At 72.6% G+C, this 20,571-nt stretch carries 20 protein-coding genes; 3 read left to right on the forward strand and 17 right to left on the reverse strand.

The window, feature by feature from the left end; genetic code table 11:
* Positions 1-30: 30 nt before the first annotated feature.
* The 15 genes from ACY0MR_RS16490 to ACY0MR_RS16560 all read right to left on the reverse strand — a co-directional run bounded on the left by ACY0MR_RS16490 (position 31) and on the right by ACY0MR_RS16560 (position 16,653).
* The gene (locus ACY0MR_RS16490) at positions 31-699 is read right to left on the reverse strand and encodes a maleylpyruvate isomerase family mycothiol-dependent enzyme (protein WP_361849133.1); all 669 of its coding nucleotides are present in this window, start codon (positions 697-699) and stop codon (positions 31-33) included.
* Entirely contained in the window at positions 699-2,096 is a 1,398-nt protein-coding gene (gene ahcY, locus ACY0MR_RS16495; protein WP_388792411.1) for an adenosylhomocysteinase, read from the reverse strand. Before ahcY ends, ACY0MR_RS16490 begins: the two co-directional genes overlap by 1 nt.
* Complete coding sequence (gene metF, locus ACY0MR_RS16500; protein WP_473561368.1) at positions 2,089-2,964, reverse strand: methylenetetrahydrofolate reductase [NAD(P)H]; 876 nt, start codon at positions 2,962-2,964, stop codon at positions 2,089-2,091. Before metF ends, ahcY begins: the two co-directional genes overlap by 8 nt.
* Positions 2,961-6,428, reverse strand: a complete 3,468-nt coding sequence (metH, locus tag ACY0MR_RS16505) for a methionine synthase (protein ID WP_473561370.1) — start codon at positions 6,426-6,428, stop codon at positions 2,961-2,963. The genes metF and metH overlap by 4 nt, the downstream gene beginning before the upstream one ends.
* The gene (locus ACY0MR_RS16510; RefSeq protein ID WP_388792405.1) at positions 6,425-7,408 is read right to left on the reverse strand and encodes a carbohydrate kinase family protein; all 984 of its coding nucleotides are present in this window, start codon (positions 7,406-7,408) and stop codon (positions 6,425-6,427) included. Before ACY0MR_RS16510 ends, metH begins: the two co-directional genes overlap by 4 nt.
* Positions 7,409-7,410: 2 nt before the next feature.
* Positions 7,411-8,634: a methionine adenosyltransferase gene (gene metK, locus ACY0MR_RS16515; RefSeq protein ID WP_392861691.1), complete on the reverse strand. Its 1,224-nt coding sequence runs from the start codon at positions 8,632-8,634 to the stop codon at positions 7,411-7,413.
* Positions 8,631-8,882, reverse strand: a complete 252-nt coding sequence (locus ACY0MR_RS16520) for an acyl carrier protein (RefSeq protein ID WP_361849151.1) — start codon at positions 8,880-8,882, stop codon at positions 8,631-8,633. The genes metK and ACY0MR_RS16520 overlap by 4 nt, the downstream gene beginning before the upstream one ends.
* Positions 8,883-8,904: 22 nt before the next feature.
* Positions 8,905-9,351: a holo-ACP synthase gene (gene acpS / locus ACY0MR_RS16525; protein WP_352021520.1), complete on the reverse strand. Its 447-nt coding sequence runs from the start codon at positions 9,349-9,351 to the stop codon at positions 8,905-8,907.
* 1 nt (position 9,352) lies between these two features.
* Positions 9,353-10,252, reverse strand: coding sequence for a class-II aminoacyl-tRNA synthetase family protein (locus ACY0MR_RS16530; protein WP_403312763.1), 900 nt, complete (start codon positions 10,250-10,252; stop codon positions 9,353-9,355).
* A gap of 37 nt (positions 10,253-10,289) precedes the next feature.
* Positions 10,290-11,183, reverse strand: coding sequence for a diiron oxygenase (locus ACY0MR_RS16535; RefSeq protein ID WP_388792398.1), 894 nt, complete (start codon positions 11,181-11,183; stop codon positions 10,290-10,292).
* Between the two features lie 24 nt (positions 11,184-11,207).
* Complete coding sequence (locus tag ACY0MR_RS16540) at positions 11,208-12,251, reverse strand: methyltransferase domain-containing protein (RefSeq protein WP_473561374.1); 1,044 nt, start codon at positions 12,249-12,251, stop codon at positions 11,208-11,210.
* Positions 12,248-13,090 (reverse strand): class I SAM-dependent methyltransferase, encoded by an 843-nt coding sequence (locus ACY0MR_RS16545; RefSeq protein ID WP_388792394.1) that lies wholly within the window; start codon positions 13,088-13,090, stop codon positions 12,248-12,250. Before ACY0MR_RS16545 ends, ACY0MR_RS16540 begins: the two co-directional genes overlap by 4 nt.
* A gap of 156 nt (positions 13,091-13,246) precedes the next feature.
* Positions 13,247-13,786 carry a MaoC family dehydratase gene (locus ACY0MR_RS16550; RefSeq protein ID WP_388792392.1) on the reverse strand — a complete coding sequence of 180 codons (540 nt, stop codon included), beginning with the start codon at positions 13,784-13,786 and terminating at the stop codon, positions 13,247-13,249.
* Positions 13,787-13,882: 96 nt separating this feature from the next.
* The gene (locus ACY0MR_RS16555; protein ID WP_473561376.1) at positions 13,883-15,070 is read right to left on the reverse strand and encodes a trans-sulfuration enzyme family protein; all 1,188 of its coding nucleotides are present in this window, start codon (positions 15,068-15,070) and stop codon (positions 13,883-13,885) included.
* Between the two features lie 149 nt (positions 15,071-15,219).
* A complete protein-coding gene (locus ACY0MR_RS16560; protein ID WP_388792388.1) occupies positions 15,220-16,653 on the reverse strand; it encodes an MFS transporter in 1,434 nt (477 codons plus the stop codon).
* Between the two features lie 209 nt (positions 16,654-16,862).
* Here ACY0MR_RS16560 and ACY0MR_RS16565 point away from each other — a divergent pair, with 209 nt between their 5' ends.
* The 3 genes from ACY0MR_RS16565 to cpt all read left to right on the forward strand — a co-directional run bounded on the left by ACY0MR_RS16565 (position 16,863) and on the right by cpt (position 19,663).
* Positions 16,863-17,561 (forward strand): HD domain-containing protein, encoded by a 699-nt coding sequence (locus ACY0MR_RS16565; protein ID WP_473561377.1) that lies wholly within the window; start codon positions 16,863-16,865, stop codon positions 17,559-17,561.
* A gap of 238 nt (positions 17,562-17,799) precedes the next feature.
* On the forward strand, positions 17,800-19,008 hold the full coding sequence (locus tag ACY0MR_RS16570; protein ID WP_404079715.1) for a Cmx/CmrA family chloramphenicol efflux MFS transporter: 1,209 nt from the start codon (positions 17,800-17,802) through the stop codon (positions 19,006-19,008).
* A 121-nt stretch (positions 19,009-19,129) separates the two neighbouring features.
* Complete coding sequence (gene cpt, locus ACY0MR_RS16575; protein ID WP_473561378.1) at positions 19,130-19,663, forward strand: chloramphenicol phosphotransferase CPT; 534 nt, start codon at positions 19,130-19,132, stop codon at positions 19,661-19,663.
* 52 nt (positions 19,664-19,715) lie between these two features.
* Here the strand turns inward: cpt and ACY0MR_RS16580 are convergent, their stop codons facing one another.
* Both ACY0MR_RS16580 and ACY0MR_RS16585 read right to left on the reverse strand, forming a co-directional pair.
* Positions 19,716-19,988 carry a DUF4031 domain-containing protein gene (locus ACY0MR_RS16580; protein WP_361849180.1) on the reverse strand — a complete coding sequence of 91 codons (273 nt, stop codon included), beginning with the start codon at positions 19,986-19,988 and terminating at the stop codon, positions 19,716-19,718.
* Positions 19,989-20,109: 121 nt separating this feature from the next.
* A complete protein-coding gene (locus tag ACY0MR_RS16585) occupies positions 20,110-20,466 on the reverse strand; it encodes a hypothetical protein (protein WP_361849183.1) in 357 nt (118 codons plus the stop codon).
* Positions 20,467-20,571 lie beyond the last annotated feature (105 nt).

Genomic DNA, 20,571 nt, shown 5'->3' on the forward strand with positions numbered 1-20,571 from the left:
GCGCCGCCGCCGGTGCGGGGCGGGGTGCGGTCAGCGGTAGATCAGGAGTTCCTGCTCCGTCGCGCCCGTCAGTTCGTAGCGGGTCCGCACCAGCGGGCGGCCCGCGTAGATGCGGATCAGGGTCGACGCGTCGCCCTTGAAGGTGGCCGGCGGGCGGCCCTCGATCGCGTTGCCCAGGGAGACCCGGGCCGTCGCCCCGTCCGCCAGGACGCCGACCAGCCGCGGGGTCTCGCGCTTGCGGCTGGTGACCGTCAGGAGGGGGAGCGCGAGCTCCAGCGCGTCGCCGCAGTAGGCGTCCGGCTCGCCGAAGGCCTCCCGCACGTCGCCCGCGTGGACCCACTCCCCGAGCGCCACGGCGTCGAGGCGGCCGTCCTCGCGGGCGGCGATCACCGGGCCCGCCTCCGTCAGGCCGCGTTCCAGTTCGTCGAGGACCCGGCCGAGCGGCCAGTCCTCGCGCTCGGCGACGTCGCAGGCGTTGGCCTCCGGCAGGAACACCCCCTCCTCCAGCCGGTCCTCGACGATCCGGACCAGCGCCGCCCCGCAGTGCGCGAGCACCTGCCGGGCCGTCCATCCGGGGCAGGCGGTGCGGAGCTCGTACGCCTCCTCCGGCGTGCGGCGCAGGAGCGGCATCAGCAGGTCCCGTTCGGTCCGCAGGAGGCGGTCCGGGAGCCAGGGGTCACGCTCTTCGTCCGTACACATCAGTAGCGGTAGTGGTCCGGCTTGTACGGCCCCTCCACCGGAACCCCGATGTACGAGGCCTGCTCCGGGCGGAGGGTCGTCAGGCGGACGCCGAGGGCGTCGAGGTGGAGGCGGGCGACCTTCTCGTCCAGGTGCTTGGGGAGGGTGTGGACGCCGACGGGGTAGTCGGCCGTCTTCGTGAAGAGCTCGATCTGCGCGAGGGTCTGGTCTGCGAAGGAGTTCGACATCACGAAGGACGGGTGGCCGGTCGCGTTGCCCAGGTTCAGCAGGCGGCCCTCCGACAGGACGATGACGACCTTGCCGTCGGGGTACGTCCAGGTGTGGACCTGCGGCTTGACCTCGTCCTTGACGATGCCGGGGGTCTTGGCGAGGCCGGCCATGTCGATCTCGTTGTCGAAGTGGCCGATGTTGCCGACGATCGCCTGGTGCTTCATGCGGGCGATGTCGGAGGCCATGATGATGTCCTTGTTGCCGGTGGTCGTGATGAAGATGTCCGCCGTCTCCACCACGTCCTCCAGGGTGGCGACCTGGTAGCCGTCCATCGCCGCCTGGAGCGCGCAGATCGGGTCGATCTCGGTGACGATCACCCGGGCGCCCTGGCCGCGCAGGGACTCCGCCGAGCCCTTGCCGACGTCGCCGTAGCCGCAGACCACGGCCGTCTTGCCGCCGATGAGGACGTCGGTGGCGCGGTTGATGCCGTCGACGAGGGAGTGGCGGCAGCCGTACTTGTTGTCAAACTTCGACTTGGTCACGGCGTCGTTCACGTTGATCGCGGGGAAGAGGAGGGCGCCCTCGCGGTGCATCTCGTAGAGGCGGTGGACGCCCGTCGTGGTCTCCTCGGTGACGCCCCGGATGCCGGCGGCGAGGGTCGTCCAGTCGAGGGTGCTGCGCTCCAGGAGGGCCCTCATGACGGCGAGCTCCTCGTTGGCGGGCTCCGGGAGCGCGCCGGTCTTCTGGCGTTCCACGCCCAGGTGGACGAGGGTCGTGGCGTCCCCGCCGTCGTCGAGGATCATGTTGGGTCCGTCGGCGTCCGGCCAGGTCAGGGCCTGCTCCGTGCACCACCAGTACTCCTCCAGGGTCTCGCCCTTCCAGGCGAAGACGGGGATGCCGGCGGCGGCGATCGCGGCGGCGGCGTGGTCCTGCGTCGAGTAGATGTTGCAGGACACCCAGCGGACCTCCGCGCCCAGCGCGACCAGGGTCTCGATGAGCACGGCGGTCTGCACGGTCATGTGCAGGGAGCCGGTGATCCGCGCCCCGGTCAGGGGCCGCGTCGCGGCGTACTCGCGGCGGATCGCCATGAGGCCCGGCATCTCGTGCTCGGCGAGGGTGATCTCCTTGCGGCCGAAGTCCGCCAGGGAGAGGTCCGCGACCTTGTGGTCGGTGAAGGCGTCAGACATGGACAACGCTCCTTGCGTTCAGGATGGTTCGGTGGATTTCGAGAGCCGCGGTCGACTTGTTGAGCGTGATGTGGTGCAGGCCGGGCGCGCCCTCGTCGAGCAGCCGCAGGCCCATGCGCGTCGCGTGCTCGACGCCGACGCGGTAGGCGGCGGCCGGGTCGTCCCGCGCGGCCTCCAGGCGGTGCGCCAGGTCCTCCGGGAAGGCGGCGTCGCTCAGCTCGGCGAAGCGCCGGATCTGGCGCACGTCGGTGGCCGGCATGATCTCGGGGATGATCGGGGTGTCGCAGCCGGCGGCGGCGACCCGGTCCCGCAGCCGCAGGTAGTCCTCCGGGTCGAAGAACATCTGGGTGATCGCGTAGTCGGCGCCCGCCCGGCACTTGGCGACGAAGTGCGCGAGGTCCTCCGCCGGGCCCGCCGACCTCGGGTGGCCCTCGGGGAAGGCCGCCACCCCGATCCGGAAGTCGCCCAGCGACCGCACCAGTGCGACGAGTTCATGGGCGTACGTGAACCCGTGCGGGTGCGGGGTCCACGGGCCGCGCGGATCGCCCGGCGGGTCGCCGCGCAGCACGAGCACGTCCCGCACCCCGGCGTCCGCGTACGCGCCGATGATGGACCGCAGCTCGGCGACGGAGTGGCCGACGGCCGTGAGGTGCGCGACGGGCCGCAGGGTGGTCTCGGCCGCGATCCGCTTCGTCACCCCGATGGTCCGGTCGCGGGACGAGCCGCCCGCGCCGTAGGTCACCGAGACGAAGTCCGGGGACAGGACCTCGACCCGGCGGATCGCCTCCCACAGGGTCCGCTCGCCCCGGTCGGTCTTCGGCGGGAAGAACTCGAAGGAGAAGGTGGGGTCCCCGGGAACCGGGCTCATCTGCGGCCTCCCGCGTTGAAGTAGCTCGCCTCCGGGTGGTGGACGACGATCGCGTCCGTCGACTGCTCGGGGTGCAGCTGGTACTCCTCCGACAGCTCCACGCCGATCCGCTCCGGACGCAGCAGGGCGGCGATCTTGGCCCGGTCCTCCAGGTCGGGGCAGGCCGGGTAGCCGAGCGAGTAGCGGCAGCCCTGGTACTCGGTGCGGAGCATGCCGTCGAGACCGGCCGGGTCGCTCCCGCCGATGCCCCATTCGGCACGCACCCGGGCGTGCCAGTACTCGGCGAGGGCCTCCGCCAACTGCACGGACAGGCCGTGGAGTTCGAGGTAGTCCCGGTAGGCGTCGGCGGCGAAGAGCCGCGCCGTCTCCTCGCCGATCCGGGAGCCGACGGTGACCACCTGCAGCGCGACGGCGTCGATCTCGCCGGAGTCCTCCGCGCGGTGGAAGTCGGCCAGGCAGAGGCGGCGGCCCCGCTGCTGGCGGGGGAAGGAGAAGCGGGTCCGCTCGCCTCCGTCCTCGTCGAGGACGATCAGGTCGTCGCCCTTGGACACACAGGGGAACCAGCCGTAGACGACGGCCGCTTCGAGGAGGTGGTCCGTCTGGAGCCGGTCGAGCCAGGCGCGCAGCCGCGGCCGGCCCTCCGTCTCGACGGTCCCGGCGTCCTTGAGGCCCCACTGCCCCTTGAAGAGCGCGGACTCGTCGAGCCAGGAGGCGTACTCGGCGAGCCGGATGCCCTTCACCACCCTCGTCCCGAGGAAGGGGGGTTCGGGGACGGGGTTGTCGGTGGCGACGTCGGAGCGGCCGGCCGGCTCGGCCTCCCGCGCCTCCGCGACCGGGGCGGCGGCCCGCGCGGGGACGCGGCGCTGTCTGAGCGGCGGGAGCACCGCGCCGGGGACGCCGCGCTTGACGCCCATGAGGGCGTCCATGAGGCGCAGGCCCTCGAAGGCGTCGCGGGCGTAGCGGACCTCGCCCTGGTAGATCTCGTGCAGGTCCTGCTCGACGTACGCCCTGGTGAGGGCGGCGCCGCCGAGGATCACGGGGTACTTGGCGGCCAGCTCGCGCTGGTTCAGCTCCTCCAGGTTCTCCTTCATGATCACGGTGGACTTGACCAGGAGGCCGGACATGCCGATGACGTCGGCGCCGTGCTCCTCGGCGGCTTCCAGGATCGCGGAGACCGGCTGCTTGATGCCGATGTTGACGACGTTGTAGCCGTTGTTGGACAGGATGATGTCGACGAGGTTCTTGCCGATGTCGTGGACGTCGCCGCGGACGGTGGCCAGCACGATCGTGCCCTTGCCGTCCGCGTCCGTCTTCTCCATGTGCGGTTCGAGGTGGGCGACGGCGGTCTTCATCACCTCGGCGGACTGGAGCACGAACGGCAGCTGCATCTGACCCGAGCCGAACAGCTCGCCGACCGTCTTCATCCCGTCGAGCAGGATCTCGTTGACGATCTCCAGCGCGGGGCGGACCGTCAGCGCCTCGTCCAGGTCCGCCTCCAGGCCGTTCTTCTCGCCGTCGACGATCCGGCGCTTCAGCCGCTCGTCCAGCGGCAGGGCGAGGAGCTCCTCGGCCTTCCCGGCCTTCAGCGACTTCGCCGTCGCGCCCTCGAACATCTCCAGGAACCGCTGGAGCGGGTCGTAGCCGTCCCGGCGCCGGTCGTGGATCAGGTCGAGGGCGACCTCCACCTGCTCCGGCTCCAGGCGGGCGATCGGCAGGATCTTCGAGGCGTGCACGATCGCCGAGTCCAGGCCGGCCTTGACGCACTCGTCGAGGAAGACCGAGTTGAGGACGATCCGCGCGGCCGGGTTCAGACCGAAGGAGATGTTGGACAGGCCCAGGGTCGTCTGCACGTCCGGGTGGCGCCGCTTCAGCTCGCGGATCGCCCCGATCGTGTGGACGCCGTCCCTGCGGGACTCCTCCTGACCGGTGCAGATCGTGAACGTGAGGGTGTCGATCAGGATGTCCGACTCCCTGATCCCCCAGTTCCCGGTGAGGTCGGCGATCAGCCGCTCCGCGACGCCCACCTTCTCCTCGACGGTCCGGGCCTGGCCCGTCTCGTCGATGGTCAGCGCCATCAGCGCCGCCCCGTGCTCCTTCGCGAGCGCCGTGACCTGGGCGAACCTCGACCCGGGGCCGTCGCCGTCCTCGTAGTTCACCGAGTTCACGACGGCCCGGCCGCCGAGCCTCTCCAGACCGGCCCGCAGCACCCCGACCTCGGTCGAGTCGAGGACGATCGGCAGCGTCGAGGCCGTCGCGAACCGCCCGGCCAGCTCCGCCATGTCGGCGGTGCCGTCCCGGCCCACGTAGTCCACGCACAGGTCGAGCATGTGCGCGCCCTCGCGGATCTGGTCGCGGGCCATCTCGACGCAGTCGTCCCAGCGGCCGTCGAGCATGGCCTCGCGGAACTTCTTCGAGCCGTTGGCGTTGGTGCGCTCGCCGATCGCCAGGTACGCGGTGTCCTGCCGGAACGGCACGTGGCCGTACAGCGAGGACGCGCCCGGCTCCGGTTCGGGCCGCCGGTCGAGGACCGCCGCGCCCCGCACCCGCTCGACGATCTCCCGCAGGTGCTCCGGGGTCGTGCCGCAGCAGCCGCCGACCAGCGCGGGACCGTACTCGCGGACGAACGCCTCCTGCGCGGCGGCCAGTTCGGCCGGCGACAGCGGGTAGTGCGCGCCGTCCGAGGTGAGGACCGGCAGGCCGGCGTTGGGCATGACCGAGATCGGGACGCGGGCGTGCCGCGACAGGTGCCGCAGGTGCTCGGCCATCTCCGCCGGTCCGGTGGCGCAGTTCAGGCCGATCATGTCGATCCCGAGCGGCTCCAGGGCCGTCAGCGCCGCCCCGATCTCCGACCCCAGCAGCATCGTGCCGGTGGTCTCCACGGTGACCTGCACGATCACCGGGAGGTCCACGCCGACCCAGTCCAGGGCCCGGCGGGCGCCGATGACGGCCGCCTTCGTCTGGAGCAGGTCCTGCGAGGTCTCGATGAGCAGGGCGTCCGCGCCGCCCCGGATCAGGCCCTCGGCGTTCTGCTGGAAGGCGTCCCGGAGCGGCTCGTACGTGACGTGCCCGAGCGTCGGCAGCTTCGTCCCCGGCCCCATGGAGCCCAGGACCCAGCGCGGCCGGCCGTCGGCGGCCGTGTGCGCGTCGGCGGCCGCCCGGGCGATCCGGGCGCCGGCCTCGGACAGCTCGGACACCTGGTTCTCGATGCCGTACTCGGCGAGCGCGGCCAGGTTCGCCCCGAAGGTGTTGGTCTCGACGCAGTCCACGCCCACCGAGAAGTAGGCGTCGTGGACGGAGGCGACGATGTCGGGGCGGGTGAGGTTGAGGATCTCGTTGCAGCCTTCGAGGTCGCGGAAGTCCTCCATGGTCGGGTCGGCGGCCTGGAGCATCGTGCCCATCGCCCCGTCGGCCACCACGACCCGCCGGGCGAACTCCTCTCGCAGGGAACTCCGTACGACGGTCATGTGAGCCCCCTCAGCGGGGTGACGAGGGTGGCGGTGCACCCCGCGCCGTACGTCGTCCGGATCCGTTCCAGGAGCGGCTCCCGGCGCAGCCGGTGCTCCTGCGTCCCCACGGAGGCGAGGACCGTCGCGGCCACCGCGCAGCCCAGCTGCGCCGCGCACCGCTCCGGCACGCCCCACATCCGGCCCGCGAGGAACCCGGCCCGGAAGCCGTCCCCGACCCCGGTCGGGTCGACGACCGCCGCGACCTCCACGGCCGGCACGGCGAGCGGCTCGCGGCCCTCGCCCCGGATGCGGACGCCCGCCTCCCCGTGGGTGGTGACCCAGGTGCCGACCCGGCGCAGCACGTCCGCCTCGCGCCAGCCCGCCTTCTCCATGAGGAGCGCCGTCTCGTACTCGTTGGTGAAGAGGAACCGCGCCCCGTCCACCAGCTCCCGCACCTGCGCGCCGTCGAGCCGCGCCAGCTGCTGCGACGGGTCGGCGGCGAAGGGGATCCCCAGGTCACGGCAGGTGCGGGTGTGCCGCAGCATGGCCTCGGGGTCGTCCGGGGAGACCAGGACCAGTTCCAGCCGGCCGGTGCGCGCGACGACGTCCCGCAGGTCGATCTCGCGTGCCTCCGCCATCGCCCCCGCGTAGAAGGTGGCGATCTGGTTCTGGTCCCGGTCGGTGGTACAGACGAACCGGGCGGTGTGGAGCGACTCGCTGACGCGCACCGAGTCGGTGTCCACACCGTGGTCCTTCAGCCAGACCCGGTACGGCTCGAAGTCGGCGCCGACCGCGCCCACGAGGACGGGGCGGAGACCGAGGACGCCGAGTCCGAAGGCGATGTTCGCTGCCACTCCGCCGCGCCTGACCTCCAGGTTGTCGGCGAGGAACGACAGGGAGACCCGGTCGAGCCGGTCGGCGAGCAGCTGCTCGCCGAACCGCCCGGGGAAGGTCATCAGATGGTCGGTCGCGATGGATCCCGTGACAGCGATGCGCATGGTCAGACCCCCGCGGCCTTCTTCAGGGCGTCCACGCGGTCCGTGCGCTCCCAGGTGAACTCGGGGAGCTCGCGGCCGAAGTGGCCGTACGCCGCCGTCTGCGCGTAGATCGGCCGCTTGAGGTCCAGGTCGCGGATGATCGCCGCCGGGCGCAGGTCGAAGACGGCGGCGACCGCCTCCTGGATCCGCTCGTCGGGCAGCGCGCCCGTGCCGAAGGTCTCGACGAAGAGCCCGACCGGCTCGGCCTTGCCGATCGCGTACGCCACCTGCACCTCGCAGCGGCGGGCGAGGCCGGCCGCGACGACGTTCTTCGCGACCCAGCGCATGGCGTACGCCGCGGACCGGTCGACCTTCGACGGGTCCTTCCCGGAGAAGGCGCCGCCGCCGTGCCGGGCCATCCCGCCGTACGTGTCGATGATGATCTTGCGGCCGGTGAGTCCGGCGTCGCCCATCGGGCCGCCGACCTCGAAGCGGCCCGTCGGGTTGACCAGGAGCCGGTACCCGTCGCACTCCAGGCCGACGCCCTCCTCGGCGAGCTCCTTCAGGACGTGCTCGACGACGTACTCCCGCACGTCCGGGGTGAGCAGTCCCTCGACGGAGATGTCGGCCGCGTGCTGCGAGGAGACGACGACCGTGTCGAGGCGGACGGCGCGGTCGCCGTCGTACTCGATGGTGACCTGGGTCTTCCCGTCCGGGCGCAGGTACGGCACGGTGCCGTCCCTGCGGACCTCTGTGAGGCGGCGGGAGAGCCGGTGGGCGAGCGCGATCGGCAGCGGCATCAGCTCGGCCGTGTCGTCGCAGGCGTAGCCGAACATCAGGCCCTGGTCGCCGGCGCCCTGCGCGTCGAGCGCGGCGTCCTCTCCCGTCCGGGGGCGTCCCTCCACCCGGGACTCGTACGCGGTGTCCACGCCCTGCGCGATGTCCGGGGACTGGGCGCCGATGGACACCGAGACACCGCAGGAGGCGCCGTCGAAGCCCTTCGCCGAGGAGTCGTAGCCGATGTCGAGGACGGCCTCGCGCACCAGCTTCGCTATCGGCGCGTACGCGGTCGTGGTGACCTCGCCGGCGATGTGCACGAGACCCGTGGTGATCAGGGTCTCCACGGCGACCCGCGAGGACGGGTCCTCGGCGAGCAGGGCGTCGAGGATGGTGTCGCTGATCCGGTCGGCGATCTTGTCGGGGTGTCCCTCGGTCACCGACTCGGAGGTGAAGAGGCGGCGGCTCATGCCTGGGCCTCCACCGGGGTCTTGAAGAAGTGCTGCTCGATGGCGGCGAGGGTGCGGATGGACTCGACCTCCAGGGTCTCCATCTGGATCGCGGTGCCGCTCTCCTGCTCCAGGAGGAAGACGAACTCGACGAAGGACAGCGAGTCGATGAGCCGGTTCTCGATGAGGTCGAGGTCGGCGGCGATGTCGTCCCGCTCGGGGTGACGCTCGAGGATCCAGTTCTTCACCGTCTGCAGGCCGTCGGCCATGGTTGCTCTCCTTTAGCTGCTGCTAGCTACTGCTGGATACGTAAGGGGTGGGGGCGATGATCGGCGCGGCCACCGCCACCGCGTAGTCCACGTCGTGGCTGATGGACACGGTGATCTCGGTGATGCCGGACTCCGCGGCCATCTCGGCGGCGGTCCGGTGCAGCTCCACGAGCGGCCAGCCGCCCTCGGAACGCCGCACCACGATGTCCGGCCAGGGCAGGAACCTGCCCCTGACCCGCAGGGTCTTGAAGGCCGCCTCCTTGGCCGCGATCCGCCCGCACAGGCTCAGCACGTCGAGCCCGGAGGAGGTGCGGCAGTCGGCGAGCTCGCCGGGGGTGAGCATCCGCTCGAAGAACCGCTCCCCGTACTGGGCGAGGAGCCTGCGGACACGGTTGACGGACACGATGTCCATGCCGAGGTTCGCCCACCCCAGGCCGCCCGCCGGCGGGGCGGCGGGACGGGCCGGCACGTCAGATCACCGGCCCGGCCGCGCCACTCGCACCGGCCCGCAGGCGGGCGTTCGCGTCGAGCACCGCCTCGGTCGCCGCCTCCCAGCCGCCGTGCCGGCGGGTCAGGGCGGACAGCCAGCGTTCGAGGCCGAAGGCGACGCAGCTGGTGAAGGCCGGCCCGCCGGTCGACGCCAGGGCGATGTCGCAGCGGTCGCCGAAGAAGTTCCGGTGCGTGTTGACCGAGGCGATCGCCAGGTCCTCGTACAGGAACTCGTACTTCACCGGGGTGAGCCGCTGGAGGAGGGCCTTCGAGCCGCCCTTGTCGAAGAACGGGTCGCAGGCCGCCTCCTTGCGCAGCGGCAGGTCGAGCGCCGCGGCGAAGGCCCGGATCCGGGTGGTGAAGTCGGCGAGGTGCGCCTCGGCGTGCTCGGGCGTGCCGAGGGCGACGATCTCCCGCATGCGGAAGCCGAGCTGGCGCCGCATGCCCTCGTAGTGGGTCTCCTTGCGGAAGCACCAGGAGCAGATCGTGACGAGGGTGTCGTCGGCGATCCGGGTGCCCCGGTGGTCCAGGTAGACGGCGTAGCAGGACGCCGAGGGCAGTCCGAGGCCGGCCGGTTCGAGGGCGGCGGACGGCCAGTGCCCGTGCTCGTGGTCGAAGGGGGTCGCGTGGCGGCCCTCCAGGTCGAGCGGGGCGGCGAGGACGGCCTGGTGCGGGAAGTTGTCGTAGTAGTCCAGCTTCGCCAGGTCGGCGGCCGGCAGGAGCGGGGGCATGGTCATCGGGCGGGCGCCCGCGGTCACGCCCCAGCTCTCGAAGGTGTCGTCGAGGAGCCGCAGCAGGCGGGTCCCCTCCGGTCCGAGCGAGGGGAGGCCCCTCGTCGAGCCCACGTTCTCCCCGGTGTGCGCGGGGGTCGTCACGGTCATGGTCTCTTCACCTCTCCGGTGGGAGGTCTGGGGTCCCTCAGACGACGGGCAGGGTGTCGTCGGAGAAGATCCCGGTCTTCAGGAAGAAGGCGAGCGGCTTGCGGATCGCCTTGCGCTCGTGGGGGCGGCGGCTCTCGTCGGCGACCAGCGCGTTGCGCAGGGCCAGCGGGTCGGGGATGCCAGCGTCGCGGTACACGTGGGGGTTGTAGAGGGAGTTGACGCTGTAGACGACGTACCGCTTGAGGTAGGCCTCCACCTCGCGGACCCGCTCGGCGCTCACCGCCTGGCACATCCGGCCGTGGAGGAGGGAGACCAGCTCGCGTCCGAAGGCGATGTGCCGGGACTCGTCCTGGTGGTGGATGCGGTTGACCTCGCGGATGGTGTGGCAGAGCGAGGCGTCCTTGGCCATGCGGGCGTTGTAGTGGTCGACGAGCTCCTCGAAGAAGAGGATGCGGGTGAAGACGAGGAAGTTCTCGACCTCGGGCTCCCAGGCGGCGTCGGCGCGCATGGCGGTGGAGCCGTAGATCTTGTGGCCGTAGCGCCGGCAGAACTCGGAGAAGAACCACATGTGTTCGTTCTCCTCGCCGATGAAGTGGTGGAAGAAGTCCGAGGGCACCTCGAAGCCGGGCATGTGGATGCGGCCGACGACCTCGATGAGGAGCTCGCGGATGCCGTGCACGTTGAGGCTGTAGAAGTTGATCGACTCCCACTTCGACAGGCGCTGAAGCGTTTCCTCGTCGAGGGCGTCGTAGTGGCGGGTGCCGTAGACGGTGAGCAGCTCCGGGGTCATCCAGAAGCGGTTCTCCTCCAGCGTCTCGGGCCACTGGAAGGTCTGGTACGGGTTGTAGTAGTCCTCGACGGAGCGCTCGCTGAGCCGCTCCAGGACCTCCATGAACCGGTCGGTGACGGGCAGGGGGGCGGTGGCGCCCATGGTGAGCCTCCAGGCTTCGGGTGTTCAGGGCCGGACTTCGTAGACCGCGTTCACCGGGGTCTCGGTGGCACGCCGCCAGCGGGTGAAGCCGGCCTCCTCCGCGATGCCGCGGAAGGCCTTCTCCCCGGAGTGGTTGCCGAGGGCGTGCGGGCCGCGCTGGGCGACCGCGACGGGCAGGCACATGACGGCGGACAGGGCCATGAACATGCGGGCGGCGGGCGTCTGGACGTCGACGTCCTGCGGGGACACGTTCGACTCGACGAGCATCCAGGTGCCGTCCGCGTCCAGGGACTTGTGGACGTGCTGGGCGGCGGCGACCGGGTCGCCCATGTCGTGCAGGGCGTTGAAGAAGCAGACCAGGTCGTAGCCGGAGCCCGGGTAGTCGTCGGCCGACGCGACCTCGAAGACGACCCGGTCGGAGAGGCCGGCCTCCTCGGCGAGCTGCCGGGCGATCGCGATGGCCTCCTCCGAGTAGTCGAAGCCGTGGACGGTGGCGTTCGGGAAGGCCTTCGCGATGAGCAGGGTGGTGTGGCCGACGCCGCAGCCGACGTCGGCGACGGTGCCGCCGGCGGCGAGCTTGCCGGTGACCTGGTGGAGGGCGGGCAGCCATTCGGCGACGAGCTTGTGCTCGTACGTGGGCTGGAAGAAGGAGCCCATGCCGGTGTCGAGGGCCGGGTCGTGCTCGGCCCAGCCGACGCCGTCGCCGGTGCGGTACGCCTCCACGAGCAGGTCCTCGGTGGCGTAGAGGGCCTTGAGGGCGGTGAAGAAACCGGCGGCGTACGTGACGGCCTTCGGGTCCGCGAGGACCTCGACGTGGTCGGCGGGGAGCGTGTACGTGAGGGAGCTGGGGTGGCGCTCGACGTAGCCGGCGGAGAGCTGGGCGTGCAGCCACTCCTCGACGTACCGCTCGTTCGTGCCGGTCGCCTCGGCGAGCGCGCCGGCGGTGAGCGGGCCCCGCTCGGCCAGCGCCCGGTAGAGGCCGAGGCGGTGGCCGAGGGAGACGGTCAGTCCGCGGACGGCGGCTCCGGCGTCGGTGATGACCCTCTGGTGGAAGTCGTGGGCGCTCATGCGGCCTTCTCCTCCTGGTACGTCGGCAGGTCGCACGTGAACAGGAAGGACCGGGGCACCCGGGGCACCGAGCGGGCCGGTACGGGGTAGGGCCAGCGGCCGAAGTCGGCGCCGTCCTCCCCGGGCTGGCGGACCTCGCGGACGGCCCAGCCGCAGTCGGCGAGCAGCTGCTCGGGCTCCTCGGTGCCGAAGAGCCACGGGTTGCCGTCCTCGTCGAGGGCCTTCATGAACCCGCGGGCGAGGGGGTTGTCCAGGGCGGCCTGGGAGATGACGTCGCCGAGGAGCACGGAGCCGGGGGCGGCGTGCGCGGAGAGCGTGGAGATGAGGGTCCGCACGGCCTGCTCCGGCAGGAAGAACAGCAGTCCCTCCACGACCCACAGGACGGGCTCCTCGCTCTTCCAGCCCGCCTCCTTGAGGGGGCCGGTCCAGTCCTGGGTGAGGTCGACGGGGACGGTGACGCGGTCCCGGCCGGCCGGCCGCGGCTCCCGCGCCAGCATCTCGGCCTTGGCCTCCAGGAGGGCCGGGCGGTCGAGCTCGTAGACGGTGACGCCGTCGGGCCAGGGCAGCCGGAAGAAGCGGGTGTCCATGCCGGCGGCGAGGAAGACGACCTGGCGTATGCCCCGCTCCCGCACCGTGTTGACGATGGCGCGGTCGAGGTAGGTGGTGCGGATGGCGAGGAACGGCACGGTGCCGCCGCCCGCGTAGCGCTCGAGCAGTTCGAAGCCGATCTCGTCGGCGACGGTGCGCGCGTAGGGATCGGCGAACAGCCGGTCCTCGCGCTCGGTCTCCAGGGCGCGCGCGGCGGCGGTCCACTGGGCGGTGCGGGATACGGCCTCCACAGGAGGTCCCCCTTCACTTCGGTGGATGGACGGGGCTAGGGACGGGCCGGGGTGCGGGCCGGTCCGGGTGCGGCGGACGGCGGGGTGCACCGGGGGTACCCACGGGTGCACCGGGGTACGGACGGCCGTGTCCGGGGCCCGACGGACGACGGTCCGTCAGGCGCTCATGGCCGGGACACAGGTCTTGGCCGGTCGCCCGCAGGCGACGGGGTCCTCGGCCGCGGGCATCGACGACAGATGGTCGGCCTCGGAGTCGGCGGGGCGCCGGCGGAAGATGCTGTGCAGGACCATGCTGAACACGGCCGTCCCGTCGGAGGCCACCAGGGTGCACCGCGGTTTGACGGTGCCGGTGGCGGGATTGAACGGCGACGGGGTGGAGCCGAGGATCTCGACGCGCGCGGTGAGGACGTCGCCCGGACGGACGGGCCGCAGGTAGCGGACCTCGTCGATGCCGGGCGATCCCATACAGGCGCTGTAGGCGAGCAGTCCGTCGACGTAGCGGCGCATGAACATCGCCTGGGTGTGGAACCCGCTCGCGATCAGTCCGCGGAACGGGGACCGCTCCGCGCGCTCGGGGTCCGTGTGGAAGGGCTGCGGATCGAAGCGCCTGCCGAACTCCAGCACCTCCTCCGCCGTGACGGTGACGGTGCCCAGCTCGTGGACGTCGCCGGGCCGGAAGTCCTCGAAGTAGCGCATTCTGCGCCCCCCTTGACCTAGGAGTGGTCTTTCCCTGGCACCCACCAATCTACGAATCAGTCATTTATTTTGTCAACCCAAAAGAAGGGAAGGGTGTCAGGGGTGTCGGGGGTGCTCTCCGAGCGCCTGGCGGACGTCGGCCCACAGGTCCTCGACGTCCTCGACGCCCACCGACATCCGCACCAGCCCGGGAGCGATGCCGGCCGCCTCCAGGGCTGCCCCGTCCAGCTCCCGGTGGGAGGTGGACGCGGGATGGGTCACGAGGGTCTCCACCCCGCCGAGGGAGAGCGCGAGCCGGGCCACCCGCACGCGCTCGATGAAGGCCCGGCCGGCCTCGCGGCCCCCCGCGAGCTCGAACGACAGCAGCCCGCCGCCGCCGTCCAGCACCGCGCGGGCGCGCGCGTACGAGGGGTGGCCGGCGAGCCACGGGTAGTGGACGGCGCAGACGCGGGGGTGGCCGGCGAGCCGCTCGGCGAGGACGGCGGCGCCGGCGCAGTGGGCGCGCATCCGGAGCGGCAGGGTGGGTATCCCGCGCAGGGTCAGCCACGCGGCGAACGGGTCGGCGCAGGCGCCCAGTTCGACCGTGCGCGGCCAGATCCGGCGGCGCAGCCCGTCGTCGGCGAAGACGGCGGCGCCGCCGAGGACGTCCGAGTGCCCGGAGAGGTACTTGGTGGTGGAGTGCACGACGATGTCCGCACCGTGCTCCAGGGGCCGGCAGAGCACGGGCGAGGCGAGCGAGTTGTCGACGACGCTCACCACCCCGAGCGCGCGGGCCGCGGCGAGCAGTCCCGGCAGGTCGGGGACCTGCCCGGTGGGGTTGGCGATGGTCTCCAGGACGAGCAGCCGGGTGGCGGGGTGCACGGCGGCGGCCTCGAACTCGGCGGGGTCGTCGCCGGAGATCCGGAGGACCTCGATCCCGTACCGCTCGGCCAGGTCGGTGAGGACGGCGTGCGTCCCGCCGTACAGGCAGCGCTGGGCCACCACGCGGTCCCCGGGCCGCAGGAGGGCGAGCAGCACACCGCTGATCGCCCCCATCCCGGAGGCGAAGGCGAGGGCGCCCGCACCGCCTTCGAGGCCGGCGAGCGTCTGCTCCAGAGCGCGCACGGTGGGGTTGCCCCGGCGGCTGTAGACGGAGGGACCGTCGGGTCCGGCCATGGCGTCGGCGAGCGCCTCGGCCGACTCGAAGGCGAAGGCGGAGGACTGCACGAGGGGTACGGAGAGCGGCCGGCTGCCGTGCGGGAGCGGCTCGTTGACGACATGGACGGCGCGGGTGCCGAGTTCCACGGGGGTTTCCTTCCTGGGAGGGGAGGCCGAGGCGGATGCCATGGCGGTGCGCGTGCGGGGGCGGCGGGGCGCCCCGTGGGGGCCGGGACACGCCGAAGGGGCCGCCCGACGTCCGGGGGTGGACATCGGGCGGCCCCTTCGGGGCGGGGTCAGGCGGAGACCTTCTCGCCCTCGGGGGCGGGGGCGGGTGCTCCGGCGACGGCCTTGTCGCTCTTCATGACGAGGAGGGTGACGACACCGCCGACCGCGGCGATGATCGCGGCGCCGACGAAGGCGGAGGAGAAGCCGTCCGTCAGCTTCGGCAGGTTGCCGAGCTGGTCGGCGCCCTGGGACAGGGCGACGGCGGTCAGCGCGGCGAGGCCGAGCGCGGAGCCGACGTTGTAGGTGGTGTTGACGATGCCGGAGGCCAGGCCCGCCTGCTCCTGCGGGGCGCCGGACATGGCGGTCATCATCGTCGGGATGTAGGCGAGGGACATGCCGAGCGCGGCCACCAGCGAGGCCGGCAGGACGTCGACGAGGAAGGAGCCGGTGGGCGGGACGGCGGCGAGCCAGACCAGACCGGCCGCGAGGACCAGCAGTCCGCCGGCGATGAGCGGCTTGGCGCCGACCTTCATCATGAGCCGGGCCGTGATCGCCGTCATGAAGATCATGAGGAGGACGGTCATCGGGAGCAGGGCCGCACCGGACTCGAAGGCGCCGAAGCCCAGGACCTGCTGGAGGTACAGGTTGAGGAAGTACCACATCGGGATCCAGGCGGCACCGAGCAGCGTCATGGCCAGGTTGGCCGAGCCGAGGCGCGGGACGCGCCAGACGCTGAGCGGCATGAGCGGCTCGCCGATGCTCTTCTGGATCACGAAGAAGAGGACCAGGAGGGCGGCGGCGCCGATCAGCTGGACGATGGTGCCGGTGGAGCCCCAGCCCACCTCGGGGGCGCGGACCACGGCGAAGACGGCGAGCGCGAGGCCGGCGGTGACGGCGACCGCGCCCAGGATGTCGACGGAGCCGCGGCGGGACTCGACGTTCGGGAGGAGCTTGGTGGCGGCGAGGGTCGCGAGGCCGATCGGGATGTAGATGATGAAGACCCACTGCCAGCTCATCCACTCGGTGAAGACGCCGCCGAGGAAGACGCCCGCGGTGCCGCCGGCGGGGGCCGCGGCGCCGTAGAGCGCCATCGCCTTGCCGAGCTCCTTCGGGTCGTGCATGAAGAGAATCATCAGCAGCGTCATGGCGGAGGGCGCGATGAGCGCGCCGCCGACGCCCTGGACGGCGCGGCCGGCGATCTCGACCCAGGCGGTCTGCGCGGCGGCGGCCAGCACCGATCCGGCGATCATGACCGCCCAGCCGGCGACGAAGATCTTGCGGGCTCCGACGAGGTCGGAGAGGCGTCCGCCGAGGAGCAGGAGGCCGCCGAAGACGATCACGTAGGCGTTGAAGATCCACTGGAGCTCGCTCTGCGAGAAGCCCAGGTCCTTCTGCATCTCGGGGAGCGCGACCCCGATGATCGACGTGTCCATGATGACCATGAACTGGGCTGCTGCGAGCACGACAAGTGCCCACCAGCGCCGGGGATTGACGGTTGACATTGCCCTGACCCTTCGCTCGCTTGCGGCCCCCGAGCGGCCCGACCGGGACCCGGGGCATACCCCTAGGGGGTACCTGTGCGGAGCACCGTAGCATACCCATGGGGGGTATGTAAGGGAGAGCGGAGGGCACGGCCCGGCACCCGGCCCGGGTGCGGATCCCGGGCGGGGGAAGCACGGCTTCCACCCGCGACGGCGGGCACAATGCCCCCATGACCGCCCAGGAAGAGCACGACCGACCCGCCGCCCCGGACCCCGCGCTCCTCCAGCGCTGGAACGCCACCCTGCGCGCCGCCAGGGCCGGCCACGAGGGCCCCGATCCCGCGCCGTACGGCCGCAACCTGCTGGCCCGGTGGGCCGAGCCGCAGCGCCGCTACCACACGGTCGACCACCTGCGGGCGGTCCTCGACCGCATCGACGAACTCGCCGACCAGGGCGGGGAAGGCGGCGAACTGGAGCTCGTACGCCTGGCCGCCTGGTTCCACGACGCGGTCTACCGGCCCGACCGCTCCGAGAACGAGGAGCGGTCGGCCGCCCTCGCCGAGAAGGCGCTGGCCGAGGCCGGACTCACCCCCCACGAGGTCGCCGAGGTCGCCCGGCTCGTCCGCCTCACGATCACCCACGACCCGGCCCCGGGCGACCTCAACGGCGAGACCCTCTGCGACGCGGACCTCGCGATCCTGGCCACCGGCCCGGATACGTACGGGGGGTATACCGCGGCCGTGCGCGAGGAGTACGGCTTCGTCCCCGACGACGCCTTCCGCGAAGGCCGCGCGGCCGTCCTCCGCCACCTCCTGGACCTGCCCCGCCTCTTCCGCACGCCCTACGGGGCGGCGGTCTGGGAGGAGCGGGCACGCGAGAACCTGGAACGCGAACTCGCCGAGCTGACGAGCGCCCCGAAGACGGACTGAGCGGCACCCGCGACGGGGCGCGGCGGGGCGCACGGCCCGGGGCCACACCCGCGGGCCCCCGCGCCCCGGCCGCCGCCGTCCGCATGCCGAGATCTCCCCCGCCCCGGGAATGACAGGCACAAACCCCAGGTTGACCCATGTCATGCCGTCTTCCTCCGCCGAGCCCGCCGCACCCGCTCCCGAGCCCGCCGCGCAGGCCTCCCGGTCCGCCGCGGCGGACGCCCGAACCGCCCCCCGCATGCCGCTGGCCGTCTACATCCTCGGCCTGTCCGTCTTCGCGCTCGGCACGAGCGAGTTCATGCTCTCCGGACTGCTGCCGCCCCTCGCGGAGGACATGAACGTCTCCATCCCCCGCGCCGGACTGCTCATCTCGGCCTTCGCGATCGGCATGGTGGTCGGCGCGCCGCTGCTCGCCGTCGCCACCCTGCGGCTCCCCCGCAAGACCACCCTCATCGCCCTGATCACCGTCTTCGGCCTCGGCCAGATAGCGGGCGCCCTCGCCACGGACTACGCGGTCCTCTTCGCGTCCCGCGTCGTCAGCGCCCTCGCCTGCGCCGGCTTCTGGGCGGTCGGCGCCGCCGTGGCCATCGCGATGGTCCCGGTCGGCTCCCGCGCCCGCGCCATGGCGGTCATGATCGGCGGCCTCTCCATCGCCAACGTCCTCGGCGTCCCGGCCGGCGCCTTCCTCGGCGAGCACCTCGGCTGGCGCTCCGCGTTCTGGGCCGTCGGCCTCGCCTCCGCGATCGCCCTCGTCGGCGTGGCGACCCGCATCCCCCACATCCCGCTGCCCGAGACGAAGCCCCGCCTCCGGAGCGAGATCGCGATCTACCGCGACCGCCAGGTACTCCTGTCGGTCGTGGTCACCGCCCTCGCCGCGGGCGGCGTCTTCTGCGCCTTCTCCTACCTGGCCCCGCTGCTCACCGACGTGTCGGGCCTCGACGAGGCCTGGGTCTCGGGCGTCCTCGCGCTCTTCGGCATCGGCGCCGTGATCGGCACGACGATCGGCGGCCGGGTCGCCGACGCCCACCTCTTCGGCGTGCTGCTCACCGGCATCGCCGCCTCCACGGTCTTCCTCGTCGCCCTTGCCCTGCTCGCGTCCAGCCCGGTCGCCACGGTCGTGCTGACCTTCCTGCTCGGCGTCTCCGCCTTCTTCACGGCCCCGGCCCTCAACGCCCGCATGTTCAACGTCGCCGGCGCCGCCCCCACCCTCGCGGGCGCCACCACCACCGCCGCCTTCAACCTGGGCAACACGGGCGGCCCCTGGCTCGGCGGCACCGTCATCGACGCGGGCCTCGGCTTCGCCTCGACCGCCTGGGCCGGCGCGGCCATGACGGTCCTCGGCCTCGGTACGGCGGCGGTGGCGCTCAGGCTCCACCGGTCGCCCTCCCGCGTGGTGACCTCGGGCACCCCGCAGCGCGAGAAGGCCGCCGCGCCCACCTCCCGCTGAGGACGGCGCCCCACCACCGCGCCCACCTCCCGCCGAGGACCGCGCCCCTGCCGCCGCGACATCGCCGCGGCGGCGGGGAAATGCCCTGCGCGCGGCGGCGGCACCGCCGTACGGTGGCGCGATGACGACCCGGATGATCATCCTCAACGGCGGTTCCAGCTCGGGCAAGTCCGGCATCGTACGGTGCCTCCAGGCCGTACTCCCCGAGCCCTGGCTCGCGTTCGGCGTCGACGCGCTCGTCGACGCGATGCCCCCCGCGATGCGGGAGTCCGACGACGGCATCGGGTTCGACGCCGACGGCGGGGTGAACGTCGGCGCCTCGTTCCGCGCCCTGGAAGGGGCCTGGGCCCGGGGCCTCGCGGCGACGGCCCGCGCCGGGGCCCGGATCATCGTCGACGACGTCTTCCTGAGCGGCGCAGCCGCCCAGGAACGCTGGCGGAGCGCCGTCGGCGACCTCGACGTGCTCTGGGTCGGCGTCCGCTGCGACCCCGCCGTCGCCGAGGGCCGCGAGACCGCCCGCGGCGACCGGGTCCCCGGCATGGCCGTACGGCAGGCCGACGTCGTGCACCGGGGCGTGGTCTACGACGTGGAGGTCGACACCACCCGCACCGAGTCGCTGGAGTGCGCCCGCGCCATCGCCGCCCGCGTGCGCTGAGCCCGGGCCCCGCACCCGGTCCGGCCGCGTCCCACGGGACCGGCAGGGCCGCTCAGGCGGGGGCCGGCCGGCTCTTCGGGCGCCGGAGGCCCGCCTCCGTGAGGCGCCGCAGCAGCTCCTTCGAGCCGACCTCGACCGCACCGCCGGCCACGGCGTCCGCGTACCGGTCGGAGGGTATGTCGTAGTGGTCCCGCTCGAAGGCGCGCGGAGGGGCGCCGATCGAGGCGGCGAAGGCGTGCAGCTCCTCGAAGGAGACGTCGCTGACCAGGTGCGACCACATGCGTCCGTGCCCCGGCCAGGTGGGCGGGTCGATGTAGAGGGTCACCCGCGGACACCCTTCGCTCCGGGCCGGCCCGCCGCGCCCGGCCGGCCCGCCGCGCCCGGCCGGCCCGCCGCTCCCGGCCGCCGCGCCGCTCCGGGCCGCCGGGGCGCTCCCGGCCGCCCTCTCATGTCAGGCCGCCCACCGGCGCGACCACCACACCCTGCTTGCCGCACACCCAGTGCGGATCGGGCCCCAGCTCGGGCTCCACGTCCAGGGCGTGCGGATCGCCCGCCGAGCACACCGGGCAGATCGGCCAGCGGCCGTACCGCTCCAGCAGCGCGTCCTGGACGTCCTGCGCGACCAGACCGGCGACGAACGCCCGGCCCTCCGGCCACTGCTCGACCCACCAGCGCCGGTGGGTCACCGCGTCCTCGACCATCGACACCATCTCGGCAGCGGCGACCTCGCGGGCCGCCAGGTCCGCCAGTACCAGGGCGCGAGCGGCGTGCAGCGCCTGCTCCACGGGGTCGATGTCGTCCATCCCCCCATTGTCACCCCCGACGGGCGGCTCGTGAAAAGGCCCAAGGTCCCGGCCCGATCCGGGACCGATGGGGTCTTGTCCCACCCCCCTTCCGAAAGTATCTTT

This window comes from Streptomyces sp. JN8, assembly GCF_055808075.1.